Annotated in this window: 22 protein-coding genes; 15 read left to right on the plus strand and 7 right to left on the minus strand. The window is 33.6% G+C overall.

The window, feature by feature from the left end; all coding sequences use genetic code 11:
- Positions 1–346 precede the first annotated feature (346 nt).
- From glmU to MV052_RS07400, 6 genes are read right to left on the minus strand one after another with little or no spacing between them, the layout of a single operon-like run.
- Positions 347–1645, minus strand: a complete 1299-nt coding sequence (gene glmU, locus MV052_RS07375) for a bifunctional UDP-N-acetylglucosamine diphosphorylase/glucosamine-1-phosphate N-acetyltransferase GlmU (protein ID WP_297442539.1) — start codon at positions 1643–1645, stop codon at positions 347–349.
- Positions 1646–1685: 40 nt separating this feature from the next.
- Complete coding sequence (locus MV052_RS07380) at positions 1686–2360, minus strand: phosphatase PAP2 family protein (RefSeq protein ID WP_297442543.1); 675 nt, start codon at positions 2358–2360, stop codon at positions 1686–1688.
- On the minus strand, positions 2357–3787 hold the full coding sequence (locus MV052_RS07385) for a glycosyltransferase family 39 protein (RefSeq protein WP_297442546.1): 1431 nt from the start codon (positions 3785–3787) through the stop codon (positions 2357–2359). The genes MV052_RS07380 and MV052_RS07385 overlap by 4 nt, the downstream gene beginning before the upstream one ends.
- Positions 3771–4994 carry a glycosyltransferase family 9 protein gene (locus tag MV052_RS07390; protein ID WP_297442549.1) on the minus strand — a complete coding sequence of 408 codons (1224 nt, stop codon included), beginning with the start codon at positions 4992–4994 and terminating at the stop codon, positions 3771–3773. The genes MV052_RS07385 and MV052_RS07390 overlap by 17 nt, the downstream gene beginning before the upstream one ends.
- A gap of 9 nt (positions 4995–5003) precedes the next feature.
- Positions 5004–5918, minus strand: coding sequence for a lysylphosphatidylglycerol synthase transmembrane domain-containing protein (locus tag MV052_RS07395; RefSeq protein ID WP_297442553.1), 915 nt, complete (start codon positions 5916–5918; stop codon positions 5004–5006).
- Between the two features lie 52 nt (positions 5919–5970).
- Positions 5971–7365, minus strand: coding sequence for a glycosyltransferase family 39 protein (locus MV052_RS07400; protein ID WP_297442555.1), 1395 nt, complete (start codon positions 7363–7365; stop codon positions 5971–5973).
- A 107-nt stretch (positions 7366–7472) separates the two neighbouring features.
- On the opposite strand from MV052_RS07400, the gene MV052_RS07405 reads away from it, so the two are divergent.
- From MV052_RS07405 to MV052_RS07475, 15 genes are all read left to right on the plus strand, one after another.
- Positions 7473–8237, plus strand: coding sequence for a motility protein A (locus MV052_RS07405; RefSeq protein WP_297442559.1), 765 nt, complete (start codon positions 7473–7475; stop codon positions 8235–8237).
- Between the two features lie 12 nt (positions 8238–8249).
- Complete coding sequence (locus MV052_RS07410; protein ID WP_297442564.1) at positions 8250–9029, plus strand: flagellar motor protein MotB; 780 nt, start codon at positions 8250–8252, stop codon at positions 9027–9029.
- The gene (gene fliP / locus MV052_RS07415) at positions 9029–9763 is read left to right on the plus strand and encodes a flagellar type III secretion system pore protein FliP (RefSeq protein WP_297442648.1); all 735 of its coding nucleotides are present in this window, start codon (positions 9029–9031) and stop codon (positions 9761–9763) included. Before MV052_RS07410 ends, fliP begins: the two co-directional genes overlap by 1 nt.
- 17 nt (positions 9764–9780) lie before the next feature.
- Positions 9781–10890, plus strand: coding sequence for a tRNA (uridine(54)-C5)-methyltransferase TrmA (trmA, locus tag MV052_RS07420; protein ID WP_297442566.1), 1110 nt, complete (start codon positions 9781–9783; stop codon positions 10888–10890).
- A 5-nt stretch (positions 10891–10895) separates the two neighbouring features.
- Positions 10896–11111, plus strand: coding sequence for a hypothetical protein (locus tag MV052_RS07425; RefSeq protein ID WP_297442569.1), 216 nt, complete (start codon positions 10896–10898; stop codon positions 11109–11111).
- Positions 11111–12517: a TrkA C-terminal domain-containing protein gene (locus MV052_RS07430; protein WP_297442572.1), complete on the plus strand. Its 1407-nt coding sequence runs from the start codon at positions 11111–11113 to the stop codon at positions 12515–12517. Before MV052_RS07425 ends, MV052_RS07430 begins: the two co-directional genes overlap by 1 nt.
- Before the next feature lie 60 nt (positions 12518–12577).
- Positions 12578–13627, plus strand: a complete 1050-nt coding sequence (gene aroB / locus MV052_RS07435; RefSeq protein WP_297442574.1) for a 3-dehydroquinate synthase — start codon at positions 12578–12580, stop codon at positions 13625–13627.
- Positions 13627–15315, plus strand: coding sequence for a mechanosensitive ion channel domain-containing protein (locus tag MV052_RS07440; protein ID WP_297442577.1), 1689 nt, complete (start codon positions 13627–13629; stop codon positions 15313–15315). The genes aroB and MV052_RS07440 overlap by 1 nt, the downstream gene beginning before the upstream one ends.
- Entirely contained in the window at positions 15315–16565 is a 1251-nt protein-coding gene (gene mtaB / locus MV052_RS07445) for a tRNA (N(6)-L-threonylcarbamoyladenosine(37)-C(2))-methylthiotransferase MtaB (RefSeq protein WP_297442580.1), read from the plus strand. Before MV052_RS07440 ends, mtaB begins: the two co-directional genes overlap by 1 nt.
- Positions 16552–18198, plus strand: coding sequence for an AAA family ATPase (locus MV052_RS07450; protein ID WP_297442582.1), 1647 nt, complete (start codon positions 16552–16554; stop codon positions 18196–18198). Before mtaB ends, MV052_RS07450 begins: the two co-directional genes overlap by 14 nt.
- Positions 18185–18703 (plus strand): pimelyl-ACP methyl ester esterase BioV, encoded by a 519-nt coding sequence (bioV, locus tag MV052_RS07455; RefSeq protein WP_297442585.1) that lies wholly within the window; start codon positions 18185–18187, stop codon positions 18701–18703. Before MV052_RS07450 ends, bioV begins: the two co-directional genes overlap by 14 nt.
- Before the next feature lie 30 nt (positions 18704–18733).
- On the plus strand, positions 18734–19267 hold the full coding sequence (gene mog / locus MV052_RS07460; protein ID WP_297442587.1) for a molybdopterin adenylyltransferase: 534 nt from the start codon (positions 18734–18736) through the stop codon (positions 19265–19267).
- Between the two features lie 70 nt (positions 19268–19337).
- Positions 19338–21203 (plus strand): TonB-dependent receptor plug domain-containing protein, encoded by a 1866-nt coding sequence (locus tag MV052_RS07465; RefSeq protein ID WP_297442590.1) that lies wholly within the window; start codon positions 19338–19340, stop codon positions 21201–21203.
- Positions 21200–21622, plus strand: coding sequence for a hypothetical protein (locus tag MV052_RS07470; protein WP_297442592.1), 423 nt, complete (start codon positions 21200–21202; stop codon positions 21620–21622). The genes MV052_RS07465 and MV052_RS07470 overlap by 4 nt, the downstream gene beginning before the upstream one ends.
- Positions 21619–23490, plus strand: a complete 1872-nt coding sequence (locus MV052_RS07475) for an EAL domain-containing protein (protein WP_297442594.1) — start codon at positions 21619–21621, stop codon at positions 23488–23490. Before MV052_RS07470 ends, MV052_RS07475 begins: the two co-directional genes overlap by 4 nt.
- Here the strand turns inward: MV052_RS07475 and MV052_RS07480 are convergent.
- Positions 23448–24233, minus strand: a complete 786-nt coding sequence (locus MV052_RS07480) for an exodeoxyribonuclease III (protein ID WP_297442597.1) — start codon at positions 24231–24233, stop codon at positions 23448–23450. The two genes, MV052_RS07475 and MV052_RS07480, sit on opposite strands and share 43 nt — an antisense overlap.
- Positions 24234–24277: the final 44 nt, after the last annotated feature.

A 24277-nucleotide genomic window follows, 5' to 3' on the forward strand; every position in this document is an offset into this window, starting at 1 on the left:
GAGAATTATTTTAGCCGCTGCCTCTGGATTGTTCTTGCAAAAATCTATAGCTTCTTGTTCTGTCATAATATGTATGTTTAAGCAATTTTTGTGCCTATTTTTTTGTTTGGTGCTGAATGGTTACAAAGTTTAAAGCTAAAGATGGTCGATGATTATTTAGTAAGTTATAAGAAAAAATGATTATTCAGACCCCAGTATTTTTCATTAAGCCAAAAATGGCATTGGTCGTGCTGAGAACGGCGAAGTTTCTTCACATAAAGATGCAAAACAAAGAATTGCTAAATGGCTCTCACACTAGAGTGGTCAGAAGAGGCGCTTGAAGATATAGAGTCTATCGCGCCACTTACTAAGAAAAAAATCTATAATAAAAGTTTTGAATCAAACGCATTTTTGTTCTGCTGAGTGCTAGGTTTCCACTAGGGACTGTTCCACTTGTTACTGTTGTTCCCGCAGCTATCATCACATCATCTTCTATAGTTACCGGTGCGACAAGTTGGCTATCACTGCCGATGAATACATTTTTACCGATGATAGTTTTATATTTTTTGATACCATCATAGTTACAGGTAATCGTTCCTGCACCAATGTTGGTTCCTTCATCTATTTCACTATTGCCAAGGTAGCTGAGATGTCCAGCTTTTACACCTTTGAGTGTTGATTTTTTGACTTCTACAAAGTTGCCGATATGGGTATCTTCAATGTTAGAGAGTGGACGAAGATGTGCCATAGGACCACAGTCGGAATTTTTCATGATGCTGTCTTCAACAACACTACCAGCTTTGATATGTGAGTTTATAATCTTACTATCTCCTGTAATGCGACAGCCATTCTCAAGGATACATTCACCCTCAAACGCAACGCCTTCTTCGATATAGATAGTAGAAGGAAGTTGCATAATGACGCCTTCTTGCATCCAGTGTGTTCTTATTCTGTCTTGCATAATCTCTTCAGAATCTGCCAAATCTTTTTTAGAGTTTACACCTTTAAAGTGTTCTTCATCAACTAAAAGAGGAACAATACTCAGTCCATCATTTTTTGCCATAGCGATGACGTCTGTAAGGTAATACTCTTCTTGTGCATTGTCATTTGAGAGAAGTGGAATGTACTTTTCTAACACATCTTTTGAAAAAGCATAGATTCCTGCGTTTACTGTTGTTGTGTTGAGTTCACCGTCATTGGCATCTTTTTGTTCTACGATATATTGTACGTGATTGTCTTTAATGATTACACGACCATATCCGTTTGGATCTTCAAGATCAAAAATACTCATGATAACATCATCATCAAGTTCTAAAAATCCTTGTAAAGCTTTTGAAGTAATGAGTGGCATATCTCCATTTAAAACCAAAACTTTTTTGTTTTTTGCTTTGACATTTTTCATAGCTCCACCAGTTCCTGGAAACTTCTCTGCATCTTGAACGACAAAGTTGATATTGTCAAAATACGCTTGCATTTGCTTTTGTACTTCTTCTTTTTGGTGGGCAATGACAACGGTAATATCATCTGAGATTTCTTGAGAAGCTTTAATGATATGATAAAGCATAGGCTTTCCGCTTATGTTATGTAAAACTTTGGCTTTTGGCGATTTCATACGGCTGCCTTTTCCTGCAGCTAAGATGACTATACTGATATTATCTTTGTTCATTTTTTCTCTTTTTGTTTTGATTTTGGAATTTTACCATTATTTATGAATATTTTTCAACTTTATTTTTCATATTTTGATAAATATAGAGTGTAGAGAGTGAACCAACAAGCATTCCAGCTAAAACATCACTAACAAAATGATCAGCAGCTAAAATACGTCCACTTGCAAAAACTAACCCAAGACTTAGCCAAAGGTAAGTATATTTTGGAAAGAGTAAATAAAGATACATTACTGTAGCAAAAATAGTAACAGTGTGACCCGATGGAAATGAAGAGTAGGTTGATGGAGAATGAAATAGCGTTGTAAAATGAACTTTCATCTTTTCAACAAAGCCTAAATCAAAATTCTTAAAAAGTAAAAATCCATACTCAGTATCTTCATATTTGAGTCCTTTAGGGCGAATACGACCAAAAAACAATTTCAAAAGAATACTGATAAGACCAGAAAAAACATTGATATAAAAGAGAAATAAAAATCTATTTTTATAGAGTTCGTTTGGTTTTTTGTATTTGAAATATAAAAATCCAAGCACTCCTGTACCTATATACCATTGAGATTCACCAAAGATACTTAAGAATTTTCCGATGGGTTTAAAGGTCTCTTTATGTGCTATGAAATACAGAGCCACTTCTTTATCAAAATAATTGTAGCTTACAAAAATAAGACTTATAATGAAAAATACTAGGATAGCGATTTTACTTTTTGAAAATATCATTGTAAACCTTGAAAATTTCTACACATTACTAAGTCAATAGTGTTTACTTTATGCTTATGCAACATAATATCGAATTTTTTAAGAGGTTCTATCTTGTCACACTTCATATATTTTTCAAGATTTTTATGAAAAAACTTTGTTTGGATTATCACTAAATCTTTGCCAACTTTGTTTTTATCTTCCCATAAATCAAACTGATCTTGACGTTTATCTATGAGATAAACCTTTGTTTTATAAGGATTGTTGTAATACATTGCACGAGAAGCAAGCGTCCAGTTTGTCACGGCTATAGCTTCTTTGTTTGGATCTTTGATGGCGGCGTTTGCTTTTTTTATGATGGTGTCCCATCCGTAAATATCTCTGTGGATTGATTGGTAATCAGGAAAAGGAATAAACTTCAAGACAAGTTCTGCGTAGGCTAGGGCACTGAGAAGTAGTCCAAAAGCGATGGCAATTTTGACATATTTTTTAGAAACATTTAACATGTAGTATGTACCAATAGGAATAAAAAGCATATAAAAAAGAGCCGACCAGTGAGGCAGAGCAGTCTTATATAAAGATGCGTAAGTAAAAAATGCAATGAGTGTAAGTCCAAATAAAGCACTTAAAAAGAGTGTATTGTTTTGAGAACGAAATGCTTTATAAAGACCATAAAAAGCAAGAGGAAGCAAGAGAGGATTGTAAGCTCCAAATTGTGCACCAAGTGAGCGAAAAAATCCTAACCAATGAATACTTTTACTGCCTACAACATGAGAACTTTGATAGGAAAAACTTATCCAATCATGGAGAATATTCCAATATATTACAGGTGAAATAATAAGGAGTGCAACAACAATAGTGAGCAAAATCTTAGGTGAGATAAAAAGTGCGTATCTTTTTTTTATGATGAAATATGCAATGATGGGCAAAACAAATAAAACAGCAGTATACTTACTCAAACCAGCAAGACCTAGTAAGACCCCAAGAGTAAGCCAGTTTTTGAGTGAGTTATTTTCTTCTAGTTTTATGACACTCAAAATGATAGGAATCATAAACAAAAACAGCAGTGTGTCCGGCATGAGCATTAAAAATAGGGCGTTAAAAATAAAAGAAGCGTAAAGTGATAATACAGCTAGAAAAGCTTTGTTTGCATTTTTATCTATCTGATAGAGTAGTTGATATAAAAAAATAGAAGTAAAAAATCCGATAAGCACGGCACTCACTCTTGCACCAAATTCGTTAACTCCAAAAATAGAGGTAAAAAAATACTGTGTCCAACCAACTAGCGGAGGATGGTCAAAGTAACTCCAGTCTAAATGAATAGCATACAAAACGTAATGTGCTTCATCAACTCCAAGACCAACATAAGGAGCTATAAGTAGCCTGAGAACAGCTACTAAAGTGATGAAAATTAAAAAACCTCTATGTTCTTTAGAAAGAAAGTTCATCAAGTTTAAATTTTAGTGTGTTAAACACCCAATCAGGTGTAATTACTTTGATACATTGGTTGTCTGTACAAGGTGTTTTTCTATGGTTTGAAGCACTTACACAAGGCGAACAAGACATACCAGCGAAGATAGGAGTGCTAGGACCTAGTGAGCCATACAGTGCAGGAGTCTCAGGACCAAAAATCACAAAAGTATGCATATCTGTAATGGAAGCAAAATGCGCAGGACCAGAGTCATTTGTAAGCATAAAGGCACTTACGCTGTAAAGAGCAGGAAGTTGTAAAAACTTCACACTACCCGCAAAGTTTATACAACGTTTGTCATTGACATAGTCACTTAAAAGCTGTGCTCCTTCTTTTTCAGAAGGAGCACCAGTGAGTAAAATGATAGCATCTTGATTGTAGTCAAGAATTTTTTTGATGACTTCACCATAATTTTCTCTGTTCCATCTTCTTTGAGGTAGTAAATCTGATGCATTGGAGTTTACTAAAATGATAGGATTTTTGTTTTTATCAAAACCATCATACATACCTGCAATAATGCCAAGAACTGACTCTTTTTCTTCATCGCTGATAACTGCTTTGGCAATTTGAATCTCTTCATCAGGAATGATTCTTTTTGTAAATGGGACTTCTTGCTTTTCACTTAAGAGAGCATCAACCAAAGCGATGAAGTTTTTGGCGATATGTTGATGAGGATTGTAGGCTACTTTATGGGTTAAAAAATCTCCACGGTAAAGACCTTCATTGTGAAAAGCATGAAATCCTACTCTATTGACTGCTCCACTCGCACCTGTTAAAAGAGCGGTAAATCGAGAAAATAGTTCTAAATCTATAACTGAATCAATGTGTTTATCTCTACACCATTGTAAAAATGCCAAAGTCGTTTTTGCAATGTCTAAGATACCATCTTCATTGATTGTAAAAATATTTTCTTCTTTGACTGTTTCTAGTAGCTGCAAAGAGACTTTGTTTTTTGAAAAGATGACGAAAAAAAGTTCACCATCAATATTTTCTTTGAGTTTTCTCATAGCTGGGTCAACTAAGATAGAACTTCCCATCTCTGAGAGTTCGATAAGAAGCACATTTCTTGGTTTTATTTGAGGTTCTGATACAAAAAAGTTTATAGTTTTTTTAATGACTGTTCCAGCAAAGGCAAGTGGCACACCTGCGTAGTGGTCAATATTTCTCATAGTATCTACATTCATATATTTTCCTTATTTGAGTTTAGTATTTTTTTTATTTTTTAGCCAAAAGTAAGAACCTGGAATAGCACTGATAATGAGTAAAAGACCGTAAAGAATACTCATAGCTAAAACTTTTGCAGGATCCGCACCAACTAAAGTGAAGATACCAACCATAGCACCCTCACGGATTCCCCATCCTGCAAGTGAGATAGGGATGATAGTAAGTAAAAATACAGGAGGCAATGCAATAAGTAGCATTTGAAAACTTAGGTGTGCGTCAATACTAAGCGCAATACCATACATCGCTAAAACAGTAAAAAGATGAACTGCAACTGAGATACTAATGTGTTTAAGAAGTAATGTTTTAGATGTGTAATGCTCGTTCAAACGTCTTGAAAGTCTGTGAAGTAAATTGATCACTTTGACTTTTTCAAGGAAATCAATACTGTGAAAGACAAATAAAGATGCAAAGCCAAGTATCCCAATCAGTGAAATCGTGATGATAAGTTGTGAAAAATCTGATGGAAATGTTCCATAAAAAATTACAGAAGCGATAAGATTTAAAACTAAAAGACCTACAAGACCAATAACTCTATCAATAAAAACATCATAAAAAGAGTCTTTTTTGTCATAACCAGCTTTTGTCAAATCAATAACTCTTACAGCATCACCACCTATACTACTAGGGAGAACTTGATTGAAAAAAGTACCTTTAAAATAGCTTTTTACATAAAATGATAGGCTCTCTTTAAATGCCAAAAGTTTAGATATTTTAAACCATCTGTAGGCTGCAAGATACGTACTCGCAAGTTGTAAGATAAATGCTAAAAGTATCCATCCTCCATGACTTTTTGCCAAAATAGCCCATAATTCATAAAAGTCAATATGTTGAAATAGATAATAAAAAATTGCTATAGTTATAAGTAGTTTAATTGTATTTTTCATTCGATACCAAGTTTTTAAGTAAAGAGTATTTTACCCAAAAGTTGCTTTACTTTTATTGACCGATTGGATCACTCACGCGATAAAGATAAAAAACTCTTTTTTTTGGGATCACTACATTTGTATCAATAAGCTTTACATTTTTGTAAAGTTTTTGAAGTTCTGCATCTTTTCTATGGTTACGCATAAGTACCAAACCATCTTGTAAAAAGTCAGCTTTTCGCCACATATCATACTGTGAATATCGTGAATGTGTTGCTACATCAGTATCAGGATGCTTAGGAAGATAGTATTTTAGGTAGGCTGCAAGAGCAAGATGGTCTCCATAAAATTTATCGTGCGGTTTTGCAAAGCTAGCAACTCGCTGAATAACTTTATCACTATTGTACATCTCTTTACGAATGATATCGAGATGAAAAAGCAAAAGATATCTGCCTAAGAGGGAGAAAAACAGAGCAATTAAAAGTCCCCATTTAAAAAGTTTTGTAAGCTTATAGCGAGATATGACAATGGCAACGATTATGACACCACCTATATATGCCGGCGCATCAAAATTGAGTCCCATATTTTTATAAAGAGACTTGTATAAAAAGAGACCTATGGTCACAACAACACTTAAAGAGAGAAAAAAGAGCTTTTCATTTTTGAAAAAAAGTTTTTCTTTATAAAGATAATAAAAAAGAATCCAGGCAAAAACCGGTGAAAATATACCAAATTGACCAGCTATAAAGGTAAAAAAGCTTTCTAATTTGATTTTAAAGACTTCAGTAGAACCATGATGAAGTTGAAATAAAAAACTTATCCAGTCATGTTTGTAGTTCCACCATATCATTGGAGAGACAATTATCAAGGCTATAGATAAGGTAATGTAAAATTTAATATTAAACAATATCTCTCTTTTTTTGATGACAATAAAAAGTAAAATAGAAGTAATGAGTAAGATAGAAGTGTATTTACTCAGCATCATAAGACCTATCATTACACCAGCTAAAACATACTCTTTAAGTGAGCCAAAAAAGAGTGCTCGGTAAGAGTAGTATAGGGAAAGTGTCCAAAAAAGAATAATAGGTGCATCTGTAGTAGTTATGATGTATCCTGCATTTACTATAATAACACTGAGAAAAATAAGTATAGCATTGAGTGCCGTTTTTTCATCAGAGAGTTCTTTTGTAAATCTAAAAATATAAAATGCAGTTACAGTAAAAGAAAAGACATTTACAAGACGAATGCCCCATTCACTTTCAGAAATAAAATTGGTGAGATAAATCATAAAAGCAATCATTGGTGGATGATCATAATATCCTGCTTGTAAATGCTTGCTCCACATCCAGTAGTAAGCTTCATCTCCATGTAAAGGTACAAAACTATTATATATTGTAGAGAGTATAGCCATTATAAGAATGAGTGTGTAGGCAGAGCGTTTTGGTGAGTTGTAGAGTTTTTCAAGCATGATATAGATGTCCCTATACTTTTAGTGGCGACATTATACAATAAAAGATTTCTTTTGGATTTATTGTGGTATTATAATGTAAATGTAAATTTCTGTAAGGTATGTGAATGGATTTAGGTACGGTCATTGGTATAGTGTTAATTATGGCTCTTTTACTCGGAGCTATGGTTATGGGTGTTGGTGTCGGTGCGTACATTGATATTCCTTCTGTTCTTATCGTTATAGGTGGTAGTATTGGGGCTTTGATGGTTTCATTTAAACCATCTCAGATGAAGCAGTTTACTAAGATTTTTATGAAAGCTATTAAGCCAGGTGAAGAAGATGTTGGTGAACTTATTAAAAAACTTGTTGAGTTTGCAACAAAAGCTAGAAAAGACGGTATCTTAGCTCTTGAAGGCGATGTAAACAACGAAGAAAATGAGTTCTTAAAAAAAGGTCTTTCTATGGCTATTGATGGAAGTGAACCGGATACTATTCGTGATTTACTTGAAATTGAGATGGAACAGACGAGCACAAGACACAAGATTCATGGTTCTATCTTTAATCAGTGGGCTGGACTTGCTGGTGCGATGGGTATGATTGGTACACTTATTGGGCTTGTTGCGATGCTTTTAAATATGGCTGATCCTTCAGCTATTGGTCCTTCTATGGCAGTTGCCTTACTTACTACGATGTACGGTGCTATGATTGGTAATATATTTGGTACACCTATTTATAACATTCTTTCAATTAGAAATGATGAAGAAACAGTTGTAAAACAGATAATAGTTGAAGGTATAATGTCTATTCAATCTGGTGATGCACCGAGAGCTTTAGAAGCGAAACTTCTTGCATATTTGGCTCCGGCTGATCGTGTTAGTCAGTTTGACTAATGGATAGTATCTATGGCTAAGAAAAAATGTCCAGAGTGTGAAGAGTGTTTGCCGGCGTGGCTAGCTGCGTTTGGAGACTTAATGTCTCTTCTTTTGTGTTTCTTCGTTTTACTTCTTTCTATGTCAAGTATGGATGCGAAAAAGATTTCTGAAGCTATAGGTTCGCTATCAGGTGCGATGAGTGTTCTTGAAGATGGAACAAAAACAGAAATTTCTAAAAAACGTATCCAAGAATCTACTCCTATTGAATCACAAGATGAAACAAGTGAAGTTGTAAACAGAATTCAGCAAGCAGCTGGTGATGCAAATGAGATGATGGAAAAAACACAAAGTCCGACGGTTACAGTAGAAGAGGCGCAAGATGGGTTTGTCATCAAACTTCCTGCTTCACTACTTTTCAAGCCTGGAAGTGCGACAATTGAAAATCAAGATGCCTTACTTTTTTTAAAACGAATTGCCCTTATTACGCAGGAGCTTCCAAATGAGATGGAAGTGAGTGCGCAAGGGCATACTGATGATGTGCAACCTGGGGCAGATAGTCCTTTTAAAGACAACTGGGAACTCTCTGCTGCACGTGCGATCTCTGTAGTGCATGAACTTATTTTAGATGGAATTGCTCCTAAAAGATTGAGTGCTTCTGGTTATGCTCAGTATCGTCCAATAGCTACAAATGCAACTCCTGCCGGTCGTGAGAAAAATCGTAGAGTTGAGCTTCATTTTTATGGTCAAAAAAAAGAGAAACAAGCAGCTGTGGGGAATACAATCTTAGATAAGGCAGTGCAAGATAAATGATAAAAATTCTTTTATCTATAGTAATGTTAAGTGCTTTGGCATTTGGCGCTGAAAATGTGACAGTTCCTACTTTAAATCTTAATCTTTCAGCTCCTGATACGCCACAACAATTGGTCTCTTCTTTAAATGTTTTAGTTGTTCTTACACTCTTGTTTTTAGCACCATCTATGGTGCTTGTTATGACAACTTTTACACGTTTTGTTATTGTATTTGGTTTTTTACGTCAGGCCTTGGGTACACAACAAGTACCGCCAACGCAGCTACTTGTTATGCTTGCCATGATTCTTACTTTTTTTGTAATGGAACCTGTTGGTACAAAAGCTTATAATCAAGGTATAAAACCTTATTTAGCCCAAGAGATAGGTTATGAAGAGGCATTTACTAAGACAACCTTGCCATTTAAAAACTTCATGATTCGCAATACTAGAGAAAAGGATTTAGCACTTTTTCTTAGAATCAGAAAAATGGAAAATCCAAAAAGTGTTGCCGATGTACCGCTTTCTATTGTTATTCCAGCCTTTATCATTAGTGAGTTAAAGACTGCGTTTGAAATAGGTTTTTTACTCTTTTTACCATTTCTAGTCATAGATATGGTTGTCGCATCTATCTTGATGTCTATGGGAATGATGATGCTTCCACCGGTGATGATATCTTTGCCGTTTAAGATACTGGTATTTGTTCTTATAGATGGATGGAATCTTCTTATTGGAAACTTGATAGCTTCTATAAAATAAAAATTTAGGATAAAGATTTGGATTGTAAATATTTTGGAGAGTGTGGTGCTTGTAGGCTGTATGAGGGTGGATATCAAACGCAGCTTATGCAAAAGCTTACATTAAATAAAGAGAGATTTTTACCATTTTTTGATGGAGAGATTGCTGTGTTTGAATCATTGGATGCGCATTATCGTGCAAGAAGTGAGTTTAAAATATGGCATACAGGAGATGAAATCTCATATGCGATGAATCACGTAGATAAAAAAGGCGTTGTACTTATAGATGAATGTCCTCAGGTCAATGAACATATCAATGCCTTGATGCCAAAACTTCTTCATGAAATTCAAAAAGAAAAACTTGATTTTAAACTCTTTGGTGCGGATTTTTTAAGCGCTAGCGATGGAGAAATTGTAGTCTCACTGCTTTACCATAGACAACTTGATAATGCTTGGCAACAAGTAGCCACAAAGATTGCAGAAAAACTTGGTATCTATATGATAGGACGTGCACGAAAACAAAAGCTTGTTGTTGGACAAGATTATGTTACTGAAAGTTTACATATTAAGAACGAAGTATATAAATTTAATTATATTGAAAATTCTTTTACGCAACCAAATCCCAGAGTAAATGAGCAAATGATTACTTGGGCGATGGAAAAATTCAGTGATGCAAGTGGGGACTTGTTAGAACTCTATTGTGGTGCAGGTAATTTCACAATTCCTTTTGCAAAAGTTTTTAATAAGGTCTTAGCAACAGAAATTTCCAAGTCTTCCATAAACGCAGCAAAAGCAAATATGCTTTTAAATGATGTAGAAAATATTGAATTTGTTAGAATGAGTGTTGAAGAGTTTGTGCAGGCTTTAGATGGAGTACGTGAGTTTAGACGAATGAAAGATATAGATATAGCATCTTATAGTCTTGACTCTATTTTTGTAGATCCACCAAGAAGTGGAATGGACGTGGCATCATGTCATTTTAGTGCAAGACATAAAAATATAGTATACATATCTTGTAACCCTCAAACACTTGTGAGAGATTTAGAAATTCTTTGTAAAACACATAAAGTTGTTGATATGGCACTTTTTGATCAATTTCCATACACTTCCCACGTTGAGATGGGTGTAAAACTCATTAAAAAGTCATAAAACCTATGAAAATGATTTCTTTTATACTTATTTTATTTTTTTCTGTAAGTATCTATGCTGATGCAATTGAGCGTATAAACTCTATCACTAAAGATATACAAGTACTGCGTTTAGAAAAGAAAAATCTACAAATAGCCTTAGATAAATGTAATAAAAAGATCTTGATTGAAAAAAAAACTTTTAATGAATTTCCAAAATTGAAAATGAAAAGTAATTTATAATGAAAAAAATATTAATAATTAGTAATGGTACGGTAGGAGAACGCTTTATTCAAAGGGTTATAGAAACGTACACAAGTGAAAATATCTACTATATTGTTCAGTTAAAAGAGAAGAAGTTTGAAGATGCGAGTCCTGCTCGTTTTAAGTTTTATGAATTTGATCCTACGAGTTTATATAAGCTTACTAACCTCTTAAAAATGGAATTTATCGAAGTCATCATAGCGATGGATAATCAAAATGATGTTGAGATAACTATTAAAAACATTCGAACTGTAAAAAAGCAATTGCGTGTAGTTGTCTTAAACCAATGGAATATGATGCATGAAACTGCGAATGTCGTTTTGGTTAATGCTAATGATATTTTAGCATCAAGACTGCTTGATTATCTACCAAATGTTCCTGTTATCGCTCAAAATGTTGGGGTAGGTGAGGGTGAAATAATGGAAGTCCTCGTCCCTTTTGGGAGTTCATTTGTGTACCGACATATTGGCGCTATTGAGCAGAAAAATTGGCGAATAGTTGCTATTTATAGAGAAAGAAAACTAGTAATGCCTTCACGAAGACGAATGATACAGCCTAATGATACACTTCTTTTAGTAGGTGAACCAGCTGTTTTAAAATCTGTCTATAAAGCTATAAAACGCGAACTTGGACAGTTTCCTGAACCATTTGGAACAAATATTTTACTCTATATTGATATGAATATTGTCAAACATCATAACATTTATGATTTAGTTGAACGCGCACTTTATGCACATGAAAAATTTCATCACGATTTAGTTATTAAAGTTGTTAATCCTTCAAATATAGAGATTTTGGCATATATAAAAAGTTTACGAAGCCTAGATATAGTTATAAATATAGACTATGACAGCGAAAATATTCGAGAAGTTTTTTTAAATGATGTGAACAAATATCATATTGGTTTGGTGATAATATCAAGCGAAATGTTTGCAGACTATTATGTTAGAAAAACATTGTATGATGTTCATGTACCTGTCTTAAAGCTTTCAAAGAAAAATCTTTTTGAAGTTAAAGATGTAGTGTTGATTTTATCAGATAATAGGGATTTAGAAAAAATATCAGCTACGGTTTTTGATATTTCTGAAGAGCTTAACTTCAATATAGAACTCTACAACTATACTCAAGAACATCAAGAAAATCGAGAACAAGTTCTTGAACATTTTCAGAATCTTTCAACTATTTTTTCCAAATCAATTAAAGTTTACAATGAAAATGAAAATCCGATTAGAAAACTAAAACATAAAAATAATTTTATACATATTTTACCCTTTACTAGCAAGTTGACAGCACATCATATCTTTAGTACATTTTCGACAGATAGTGAAAAACTCTATTATAAACTTAATGATTATACGCAAATTTTTATTCCAGTACAACTCTGATTTAGCCATTTTTTAGTAAAAATTAAGTATTATCTATCATATTATAATTTTGGATAAATCATGCAAGTAAACATCCCTTTAAGAAAAACAGTTGACAATTCATACGATATAACAATAGATGCAATGCCTAAAATGCATTTTCATAAAAAAGTAGCTATTGTGACAAATCCTAAAGTTGCAGGTTTGCATTTAGGGTATCTACTTTCGAAGATAAGTGCGAAAGAACTTTTTATCATTACTGTGCCTGATGGTGAAGAGTATAAAAATCAGGCTTCAGTTGATTTGATCTTAGAATCACTTTTTAATCATCGCTTTAATCGAAAGTCAATGCTTATAGCCTTTGGTGGTGGGGTGATTGGTGATATGACAGGTTATGTTGCTAGTATTTACCAAAGAGGGATAGAATTTATGCAAATCCCAACAACACTTCTTTCTCAAGTAGATGCTAGTGTTGGTGGGAAAACTGGTATGAATAATGCCTACGGAAAGAACTTAATAGGGGCTTTTCATCAACCAAACGCAGTAAATATTGACCCACATTTTTTAGATACATTGCCTAAAAGAGAGTTTGCTGCAGGTGTTGCAGAAATAGTGAAAATGGCAGTTACCTTCAATAAAGATTTTTTTGAGTTTTTAGAAACTGCTGATCTAAGTGATAAGCAAGTTTTACAAGAGGCAATTAAAGAGGCTGTTAAAACAAAAGCAGGGGTAGTGGCAAAAGATGAAAAAGAACATGGACTGCGTGCCGCTCTTAATTATGGGCATACTTTTGGGCATGTTGTTGAAAATGAGACAAACTATAAAACTTATTTGCATGGAGAAGCAGTTGCTATTGGAATGGTGATGGCAAATGCTGTAGCTGTGAAAATGGGTCTAATGCAAGATGAAGAAGCTTCGAGAGTTGAAAAACTTCTTCAAAAATACAACTTACCTACCACTTATAAAATTGAAGATACGGAAACATTTTATGAAGCTTTTTTCTTAGATAAAAAAAGTTCTGATGCTTCTGTGACTTTTATACTTCCTAAAGGTATAGGCGGTGTGACAATAACAGATGAATTAGATAAAGATTTAGTTATTTCTGTATTAGATACTTTTGGTGACTGCTAATGCCTTTTAAAATTTTTCTTTTTGCATTGATCTTTGTTTTTACAACAACACTATTTTCTGAAACAACTACTACTGCTAAAAGTGTGCTTGTAAGTGTTGATCAAAATTTGACCGCTGAAAAATTAGCACATAAAAGAGTGCTAGAAGAACAGGCTCAGCAGGAAAAACAAAAAAATGAGTTGATAAAAAGTTATACTGAAGCTTTAGATAGTTTAGCTTCTCAAATACGAAATGAAAATATGTGGATGAAAAGTTATGCTTCATATTTGACTTCATTAAAAGTTAGAAAAAACCTTGAAGATATTAAAAAGCGTATCAGATACCTTTCAAACAGTGCAAAAACTTTAAGTGATAAAGATAAACTCAATGGTCTTATTGCAAAAGAAGAGATTTTAGCTTCACAGATTGGTAAGCTAAAGGGCAATAAAAATGTTGCTCTTTTCTCTGACTTAATTACTCCTCCTAAAATTGATAAGGTTCCGGAAATTTTAAATCCTTTTGATATCTTGACTGGTCTCTCTTTGATTAAAACACTTGATTTAAATTTTGAGGAGTATAAGCAGAAAAAAGCTAATCTTTCTAATCTTATAGAGTTACTTAAAGAACAGTATCATATTTATAAACAGCTAAAAGCTGTAGATACATCAAAAAAATATGACGAACTTTTAAAACAAAAACAAATGCAACTAGAGATGTTTGAAAGAGCACTCGATACGATGAATGTCACAATGGATGTGTATGAAAAAAGACTAGAAGTAGCTGAAATCAATATTAATAAAGGTATTGAAAGACAAGTATATGGATTGATGAAAATTGCTGCGGTTGTCTTGTTTGTTTTTATAATTTTCTTTTTATTGAAACTTATTGTTAAAAAATACATAACAGATAATGAACGTTTTTATATGGCGAATAAAATTATCACTTTTACAAACTTTATTGTAATCATTTTGATTCTCTTTTTTAACTATATAGAAAATGCTAGCTATATCGTTACTATTTTAGGTTTTGCTTCTGCGGGTATTGCTATTGCGATGAAAGATTGGTTTATGAGTCTGCTTGGCTGGCTTGTTATTGTCTTTGGTGGTAGTATTCACGTTGGTGATAGGATTCGTGTTGATTTGAATGGCATGAAATATGTTGGGGATGTTTTAGATATTTCCTTCCTTCGTATTACAATATTAGAAGATATTACATTGACTTCTATTATGACAAATCGTCGTGCAGGAAGAATTATCTTTATTCCAAACAATTATGTTTTTACTCAAATGATTGCCAACTATACACACTATTCTCTCAAAACTGTGTGGGATGGAGTCAAAATTACCATTACTTTTGACTCAAACCATAAAAAGGCTATGCATTTGGTCAAAGAGATTACGAAAAAATATTCTAAAGGTTATACGGATATTACAAGAAAACAGCTCAATAAACTGAGACAGCATTATAGTCTAAAAAATACAAATGTTGAACCAAGAATTTTCTCCTTTATAGAGCCAAGCGGGATAGATATTGAAGCATGGTATTTTACAAATGCCTATGGAACGCTAACACTTAGAAGTGCTATATCTACTGAGATAATTGATGCATTTCAAAAAGAAGATGATATTACTATTGCATATCCAACGCAAAAACTCAATATTTCTATGCATAGTGAAGCACCTATTGAACACAATCACGAGATGGTATAATGAAAAAAAAAGTATATTTTAAAACATTTGGTTGCAGAACAAATCTTTATGACTCTCAGGTAATGATGAGTTCCTTACAAGATTATGAGATAACAGAAAATGAAGAAGAAGCTGATGCTATTGTTATCAACTCTTGTACAGTGACAAATGGGGCTGATACTCATGTACGTTCGTATATCTCTCATGTTGAGAAAAATAATACACAAGCAAAACTTTTTCTTACTGGTTGTGGCGCGCACACAAAGGGAGAATCTCTTTTAAAAGAGAATCGTATTCACGGTGTTTTTGGTCAAAGTGAAAAACAAAAGATTGATACAATGCTTGCAAAAGAGAAGCCTTTTTATGAGCCTGGTGATTTAAATCACATTGATGACATGGTTGTTGACGAGTTTGTGGGAAAGAGTAGGGCTTTTATTAAAATTCAAGAAGGGTGTAATTTTCGCTGTTCTTATTGTATTATTCCTTATGTTCGTGGTGACGCAAGAAGTATGGATGAGAGTCGAATTCTTGAACAAATCACAAAACTTGCAGCTAATGGCTTTGGTGAGTTCATTTTAACAGGTACAAATGTTGGAAGTTATGGACAAGATACGAAAACATCACTTGCAAAACTTATGAAAAGAATGTCTCAAGTGCGAGGTGTGCGTCGCATTCGACTAGGAAGTGTTGAACCTATCCAAATTACAGATGAATTTAAAGAGATTTTAGATGAGCCGTGGATGGAAAAACATATGCATATAGCATTGCAACATACTTCCCCAAAAATGCTTAAACTTATGAATAGAAGAAATGTGTATAAGCAAGATAAAGAACTCTTTGAGCTCTTGGCAGAAAAAGGTTATGCTATTGGAACGGACTTTATAACAGGGCATCCTGGTGAGAGTGAGGCCTTGTGGTCAGAAGCTATGCTAAACGCAGTAGAGTTACCACTGACACATATTCATGCCTTTACATATTCTAAGCGTGATGGAACACCATCTGCTACCATGAAACCTGAAGTGAATGGTAAAGTTGCTAAAGCAAGACTGCATGAACTACAAACGATGATTGATAAAAAAAATTATGAATTTAGGACTGCGTTTAAAGGTGAACTAGATGTTCTGATAGAGTCGTATAAAGATGGATTGTATCATGGACTCGATCAGCATTTTAATAAAATTATTGTAGACTCAAAAGAGGATTTAGTAGGTAATTGGATTAATATTAAGAAATATGAAGTTAAAAAGGATTGCAACTATGCTAGAATCTAAAACAAACCGTATTGCTTTAATCGTATCTGCTTTTATTATTATAGCTCTTATATTATTTGCAATATTAAGAGATAATGCTCAGCCAATAACTTTAGCGCAAGCAAATAGTTTACTGAAAGATAAGAGTATAAAAAAAGTTGTTGTGACGAAAAAGTATGTTTACCTAAAAAGTGATAAAGGCTACTATAAGATAGCATCTTCTCAAGTTACACCAAAGATGTTTGTTGATTATAAAGTAGAAGTGGGTAGTGAATCAAATATTTTAATTTATATACTATTTTTGGTATTGTTTTTAGGCCTTGGTTCTTTACTCTTCAAATATTTGCAAAAGAGCAATCCTGCCTTATTACAAAATATTACTCCCTCAAACGCAGCTTCGTTAAATCAAGAAGATTCATCAGTAGTTCAGGCGATAAAAAGTGATGTGAGTTTTGATGATATTGGTGGTATTACTGATGTTAAAGTTGAACTTGAAGAGATTATTGACTTTATGAAAAATCCAAAACGTTATAAAAGCTTTGGAGCTAGAATGCCAAAAGGTGTTTTACTTGTAGGCCCTCCCGGTGTTGGTAAAACAATGATTGCTAAAGCAGTTGCCTATGAGGCTGATGTGTCATTTTATTATCAAAGTGGTGCTTCTTTTGTACAGATATATGTTGGTATGGGTGCCAAGCGCGTACATGAACTTTTTGCTGCAGCGAAGAAAAACTCCCCTTCGATTATTTTTATAGATGAAATTGATGCAGTTGGTAAAAAGCGTGATGGACAAAGAAATGATGAAAGAGAAGCAACACTGAATCAGCTTCTGACTGAGATGGATGGATTTGAAGGTTCAAGTGGTGTTATTGTTATTGCTGCGACAAATAAAATAGATGTTTTAGACTCAGCATTATTACGTGCGGGTCGATTTGATAGACGTATATTTGTCGAACTACCTACAAAAAAAGAGCGTCAATCAATCTTAATCAAATATCTTGACAAAATTCCCCATGAATTAGATGTTCAAATTATTGCCAACATGACCGTTGGTTTCAATGGTGCATCTTTAGCTGCTTTAGTAAATGAGGCTGCACTTTTGGCTCTGCGACGAAATGATTTTCATGTAACGATTGAGCATTTTGAGCAAGTCAAGGATAAAGTGATGTTTGGGAAGAAAAAGCTACAAATACTCAATGAAAAACAAAAAGCTTTTCGTGTAAGGTATCAGTCTGGAAAAGTCCTTGTTGCAACATATTATGACATTGCATTTGAAAAATTAATGCTCTCAAATGAAAAACTAACCCCATCAGTAGATGAACCAGTCGTCAAGCAAGAACTTGAATATCGTGTCAAGATGCTTTTAGCTGGTATGGCTGCTTGTGATATAAAGTATAATGAACATTCAAATAGTGCAAAAGATGATTTGGATGAGGCAAAAGAGATCGTTTCAAATATGTGTCAATCGTATGGAATGGGATCTTCACTATTGCCTGATGAAAAAGAACAAGAGTTGCTACTTAGTAGGCTTTATGAAGAATCAAAAGATTTACTGTTATCCCTAGCTGATGTTTTAGAAAAGATTGAAGCTGTCTTTTTTGAGCGTGAAAGTATAAGTAAAGAAGAGGTTAAAAGATATTTAAATGAAATTTTTTAGCGGATTTTCTTTGAAAAATGAAGAACATTTTTTTCAAGAGTTTATAAAAGAGAGTGATTTTACTGTTTGTGGTTTTAGTTATGGTGCAATCAAAGCGTATAGATATGCCAAAGAGTGTATTTCTCAGGGCAAACGTGTTGACACATTACAACTTTTTTCTCCAGCTTTTTTTCAAACTCAGGGAGATAAATTTAAAAGGTTACAAATGCTTTCTTATAGCAAAGAGAGAAAAAAGTATATAGAACAATTTATAGATGCTTGTTTCTCACCTTATGCAAAAGAAGAGCTAGAATTCCAAAAAACGACAAAAGAGGAACTAGAAGAGCTTTTAAACTTTCAGTGGAGTTTTGATGAACTGAAATTTCTTATAGATAATGGTGTTACTGTAGAAGTATATTTGGGTGGGTGTGATGCAATTATTGATGTAGATAGTGCAAAAGATTTTTTTGTAAAAGTGGCTACAGTTAGTTATATAAAAGATGCAAATCATTTTTTACAGCTTTAATCATAAAATTGAAAATTTAAGGAAAATAAAATGGCAGAGATAAAAATAGGTGTAATAACAGCAAGTGATAGAGCAAGTAAAGGTATTTATGAAGATATCTCCGGTGTAGCAATTCAAGATACAATGAAGGATTATCTTAAAAGTGAATTTGAGATTGTTTACAGATGTATTCCAGATGAGCAAGATGTTCTTGAAGCTACAATGATTGAGCTGTGTGATGATGCTGGATGTTGTCTTGTTGTGACTACTGGAGGAACTGGACCTGCACTACGTGATGTGACTCCTGAAGCGACAGAGAATGTGTGTCAAAAGATGATGCCAGGTTTTGGTGAGTTGATGCGTCAGGTGAGCTTGCAGTATGTACCAACGGCTATTCTCTCACGTCAAACCGCTGGGATACGCGGTAATAGTCTTATCATAAATCTTCCTGGTAAGCCAAAATCTATCCGCGAATGTTTGGATGCTGTTTTTCCTGCTGTGCCATATTGTATCGATCTAATAGAAGGACCTTTTATAGAAACAAATGAAGAAGTTATAAAAGCATTTAGACCCAAAGCAAAATAAGTTTAGACTCGTTTTAGTAGTAATGTGATAGTATATTGTTAATAATTTATAACTAGGATATTTTATAAATATGAAAAAGATACTTATCTTGATGACCTTGGGAAAAACTTTTCTTCTAGGCTCAGAGAATTTTGATGCACTTTTGACCTCTTATGAAGAGGAGTCAAGTGGATCAAAGATAACAAAAAGTGAGTCTGCTGGTTTTGTTGATCTCTATACTCGCAAAGACCTTGATAGAATGCAGGCTCGAACTTTAGGAGATATAACAAAGCTCTTTACTATTCCTTTTATCTCAAGAACTTCTCTCAACACTACACTCTTTTCCAAGCCTTCACAAAATGGAGTCCCTACTTCAGGAGTGAGGATTTATATTAATGATCATGATATTACTCCATCAGCTTATAGAAGTGGGGCGATGATTTGTGACAGCATAACACTTGATTTTATTGACTATGTTGAAGTATATAGAAGTAGTGCTTCTATAGAGTTCGGTAACGAACCTTCAACCGTTGTTATAAAGCTCTACACAAAGCGTCCAGCAAAAGAGGAGGGAAGTAAAATTCGCTTAACGGGAGACAACAAGGGAAGTGCTTATCTTAGTGCTTACAGTGCAAAAACACTCACTGGTGAGATGAGCTATCTGGCATATGCAAATGTGAATGAGATACAAAGAGATGTTTACTACAATCAAGGTGCAGCACTGAAGAGTGACTCCTCAAATAGAAACTTTTATGCAAACCTAAACTATAGAAGCTGGACATTTGAGATAGGTGGTTTTACAAGTAGAGGGGACTCACTCTTGGGCTTAGGGGTAAATGTCACACCTGAGACAACTAAGCGTGATGTGAATTATCTTTATGGGCATATAACAAAAAAGTTTGATAACGGAGTACGAGCGCAAGTAAGTGTAGATTCTATAGTTACAGATGCACAGATGATAGATAGAGGTGGTATTATTACTGCTGGGTATGGAAGTGTTGAGAGTTACAAGTTTAATAATAGCGAGAATGTCTATTCACTTATTCTTGATAAAACATTTAAAACATCTACAAACAGCCTCTATATAGGAGGGTTTGTGAAGCATAAAACAGTAGCGGTAGATGAGACTTTTGATGGAGCAAGCACAGATTTTTCTACAAACTATACACTCTACTCACTCTTTTTGGAAAACAAGTATGATATAGATACAACCACAACACTAGTAGCATCACTCAAGGGAGATACATATCGCTATGAGACAAAGAGCATAAAAGATACAAATGAGTATATTTTTCGTTTAGGTGCTATAAAAAATATAGATAAGTTTCAGATAAAAGCATTTTATACACGGACATACTATACAGCACCACTCTCTGTACTTTATAGTGGTGATAGTGATACCCTGTATAAAACAAATGGGAATCTAAACTTTTCACAGCCAACACTCTACTCTTTAGGTGTTGCTTATCGAGGAAAAAAACATTTTTTCAACATCAGAAGTAGCTACATTGTACTCTCGAACCCTATTAAGTATGACATGCAAGAGGGCTTTGTTAATAAAAATCAAACAAACTACACACAGTATGAAGCGTCATATACATATAAGTATACTAAAGATAGTAAAATTTCACTTGATGCTTATTATGGACAAAGAGAAGACTTAGAAGAGTATTCTGCTCCTTATGGCGGTCATATTGTGGCATATAATAGTTATGGGGATTTTGACCTATTTAATCTTTTGGATTATAGAGCTGGCTATAGTAACTTTGGTGTATCTGCGACACCATCATATGATTGGACTTCAAGTATTGTCTATCATGCAACAGAAGATTTGCTATTTGGATTGAAAGGAGAAAATATTTTAGATAAAGGGTACAAGCAACTCTATAGAGGGCTTGAGTATGGCATAAATGTGTTTGATAGGAAGTTTTGGCTAAATATGGAGTATCAGTTTTGAAGTTTTTTATACTATTATTTATTTTTACAATATCACTTTTTGCATCTGAGCAGTCAGCTGAAAAGAGGGTATATGCTTCTATTTTGAAAGCACTTTTTCCGGAAAAAACTATAGTTAAGGTTTGGAGTGATAAGAGTGAAAAGGGTGCCCTCTTTAGTAAGCTTGATGGTGTTAGAGTAGTTGCTCAGAAAAAGGATGCAGATATCTTAATGATTTTTGGTCCTGAGGATATAGAGAATTGTGATAAGATGATTTTCGCAAATGGCTATCTTGTGTTTCGTAGATCAAAAGGAAAGGCTATAGGTGGGTTTTACTGGCAAAAAGGAAGGGCAAACCTTACGTTTATTAAGAAAAATTTAGAAAAAGAGGGTATCAGACTTCCTAAAAGTTTAGAAAAATATGTAGAAGATGTAGAGTGAAACAGTTAAATATAATTTACTCCTTTTTTGTTGTGCTACTTCTTTTTGTTTTAGTCTATCTCTATGTGCGTTTAGGAGATTTTGAACTACAAGCAAAAAAGAACATAGAGAGTGTAATAATAAAAAACACGAGCTATTTTATAGAGAATGTGGAAAAAAATATAAAACAACATGTTAAGAGCAATCTGTATAAAAGCTTGAAATCAAATCCTCAATTACGAAAAGAGCTTGAAACAAATATGGGGATGCTTATAACCCCTTCTTTTAAATATATCTATGTTCTTTATAGAGATAGTGCTGGAAAGTATCGCTACCTTCTTGATGGAAGTAAGGAGGAAAAGGGTCTCTTTGATATGAAGTTTGACATAGATACTCAAGCATGGGATAGTGTGTATCTATCTAAAGAGAAAAAAATTGTTACTCAAGATGATGTGAGTAGTATCTGGATTACAACACTTTATCCTATAGTTTATGACGGGGAGGTGCAGGGTGTTATTGCATTAGATTTTTCAACATCACTTTTTCAGTATATTTCAAAGGTGCTAAGTCCTTTAAAAGATATATTTCTTTATGTTTTTGTAGCAACATTTTCACTATTAGTAGTTATTCTTTACCAGATGTTTTTACAGTTAAAAACAAAAAGAGAGAGTATCACTGACCCACTTACTAAGGCATATAATAGAGTTTACTTAAGAGATCTAGTTGAAAAAATAAATCTTTACAATTATGATGTTGCTATGCTTGATCTTGATCATTTCAAAAAAGTGAATGACAATTTTGGCCACGATATGGGAGATTATGTTCTTGTAAATTTTGTAAAACTTCTTCAAAAGAGTATACGAAGTAAAGATATTATTATTCGTTTTGGAGGGGAGGAGTTTTTACTTTTTCTCTATAAAGAGAAGAAAAAAGAGTCTCAGGCTACAGAGGTAATGCAAAGAGTGCTAAAAACAGTATCTCAATACAACTTTGTATATGAAAACAGTAGCTTACAGATAACATGTTCGGCTGGTTTAGTCAAGGAGGCATTTAAGTATAACAGTGTTCAGCAAGTTATAAAAAAAGCGGATGAGAGACTCTATAGTGCGAAGAGTAGAGGGAGAAATAGAATAGTAGAGAGTGATATCTCAGCTTGTGTAGATAGACTCTCTTTAGGGGCTGTAAAACAAGCACTTGATGAGGAAAGGCTACTCTGCCATTTTCAACCGATTTTTACACTCAGTACAAAAAAGATAGCAAAATATGAAGCACTTGTACGCTTAAGAGGAGAGGGTGAAAAGCTCTACTACCCAAATCAGTTCTTAGATACAATTGAGGGGACAAATGTCTATAGAGATTTAACAAAAAATGTTTTAGAGATAGTTTTTGAAAAAATTGCAGAACATCAGATAGCTATGAGTATGAATCTAAATCTCTCAGATATTATTGATAATTCTATTTATGAAATGCTTATAAAAGAACTAGAAGCAAGTAAATCTCTTGCTCAGTTTTTAACGATAGAGCTTTTAGAGTATGAGTCGCTTGCAAACGACATATTGCTAGATAGGATTGTTGCTATAAAATCATATGGTGTAAAAATAGCACTTGATGATTTTGGATCGGGCTATTCAAACTTCTCAATATTTGAGAACTTGCCTATTGATATTATTAAAATTGATGGATCTCTTGTAAAAAATATAGACAATTCAAAAACCTCTTATATCATTGTAGAGTCAATTGCAAGATTAGCAAAAAGATTAGGATTGGTAGTAATAGCAGAGTTTGTTCATAGTAAAGCAGTATTAGATGTACTTGAAGAGTTAGATGTGCGATGCGGTCAGGGATTCTATCTTGGTAAACCAGATATTTTAATGCCGACAGGGCAGTGATCTGAACCGGTAATATGATCAAGGATAAAGGCGTCTTCAAGGTTTTCAGCTAAATCTTCAGATATGAAAAAATAATCTATTCTCCATCCAACATTATTTAATCTTGCATTAGAACGATAAGACCACCAACTATATCTATCTTCTTCATCTCCATTGACATAGCGAAAGGTATCTATGTAGCCATGATCTAAAAGTTTATCTATCCATTCTCTCTCAATATCAAGAAAACCTGAATTTTTAGAGTTTGCTTTTGGATTTTTAAGGTCGATCTCTTTGTGTGCAGTGTTTACATCTCCACAGATAATAATACTTTTTTCTTCTTTTCTAAGTGCTTCGCAGTGTGCTAAAAAATCATCATAAAATTTCATCTTATAAGCAAGTCTTTCATCATCTTTTTGGCCATTTGGAAAATAGACATTAAAAAGGACAATATCTCCATAGTGTGTTTCAACTATTCTTCCTTCGTGCATTGTATCTATATGATTACATTGAGAAGTATAATCACTTTGTAAATCACTAAAAGTAGCAGTTCCACTGTACCCTTTACGTTGTCCAGAATTGCTAAGTACTTCTATAAACTCTTTTTCAAACAATTTATCTGGTATCTGTTCTTTTTGTGCTTTAATCTCTTGTAGACACAATATACTTGTATCTCTTTCATCTATCCATGCGAGGGCTTCTTTATTTGCAACAGCACGTATTCCGTTAACATTCCAAGATATTATTTCTATAGAGTTTGACATATTAATTCCGTAATTTTGATTTATTGATTTGAAGTAAAGATAGT

This window comes from Sulfurimonas sp., assembly GCF_026988655.1.
Taxonomy (GTDB): Bacteria; Campylobacterota; Campylobacteria; order Campylobacterales; family Sulfurimonadaceae; genus Sulfurimonas.

Excerpts from the sequence above, each read along its gene's own strand:
- glmU (WP_297442539.1), bottom strand. The coding sequence starts at position 1,645 with ATGAACAAAGATAATATCAGTATAGTCATCTTAGCTGCAGGAAAAGGC.
- MV052_RS07380 (WP_297442543.1), bottom strand. The coding sequence starts at position 2,360 with ATGATATTTTCAAAAAGTAAAATCGCTATCCTAGTATTTTTCATTATA.
- MV052_RS07385 (WP_297442546.1), bottom strand. The coding sequence starts at position 3,787 with ATGAACTTTCTTTCTAAAGAACATAGAGGTTTTTTAATTTTCATCACT.
- MV052_RS07390 (WP_297442549.1), bottom strand. The coding sequence starts at position 4,994 with ATGAATGTAGATACTATGAGAAATATTGACCACTACGCAGGTGTGCCA.
- MV052_RS07395 (WP_297442553.1), bottom strand. The coding sequence starts at position 5,918 with ATGAAAAATACAATTAAACTACTTATAACTATAGCAATTTTTTATTAT.
- MV052_RS07400 (WP_297442555.1), bottom strand. The coding sequence starts at position 7,365 with ATGCTTGAAAAACTCTACAACTCACCAAAACGCTCTGCCTACACACTC.
- MV052_RS07405 (WP_297442559.1), top strand. The coding sequence starts at position 7,473 with ATGGATTTAGGTACGGTCATTGGTATAGTGTTAATTATGGCTCTTTTA.
- MV052_RS07410 (WP_297442564.1), top strand. The coding sequence starts at position 8,250 with ATGGCTAAGAAAAAATGTCCAGAGTGTGAAGAGTGTTTGCCGGCGTGG.
- MV052_RS07425 (WP_297442569.1), top strand. The coding sequence starts at position 10,896 with ATGAAAATGATTTCTTTTATACTTATTTTATTTTTTTCTGTAAGTATC.
- MV052_RS07430 (WP_297442572.1), top strand. The coding sequence starts at position 11,111 with ATGAAAAAAATATTAATAATTAGTAATGGTACGGTAGGAGAACGCTTT.
- aroB (WP_297442574.1), top strand. The coding sequence starts at position 12,578 with ATGCAAGTAAACATCCCTTTAAGAAAAACAGTTGACAATTCATACGAT.
- MV052_RS07440 (WP_297442577.1), top strand. The coding sequence starts at position 13,627 with ATGCCTTTTAAAATTTTTCTTTTTGCATTGATCTTTGTTTTTACAACA.
- mtaB (WP_297442580.1), top strand. The coding sequence starts at position 15,315 with ATGAAAAAAAAAGTATATTTTAAAACATTTGGTTGCAGAACAAATCTT.
- MV052_RS07450 (WP_297442582.1), top strand. The coding sequence starts at position 16,552 with ATGCTAGAATCTAAAACAAACCGTATTGCTTTAATCGTATCTGCTTTT.
- bioV (WP_297442585.1), top strand. The coding sequence starts at position 18,185 with ATGAAATTTTTTAGCGGATTTTCTTTGAAAAATGAAGAACATTTTTTT.
- mog (WP_297442587.1), top strand. The coding sequence starts at position 18,734 with ATGGCAGAGATAAAAATAGGTGTAATAACAGCAAGTGATAGAGCAAGT.
- MV052_RS07465 (WP_297442590.1), top strand. The coding sequence starts at position 19,338 with ATGAAAAAGATACTTATCTTGATGACCTTGGGAAAAACTTTTCTTCTA.
- MV052_RS07480 (WP_297442597.1), bottom strand. The coding sequence starts at position 24,233 with ATGTCAAACTCTATAGAAATAATATCTTGGAATGTTAACGGAATACGT.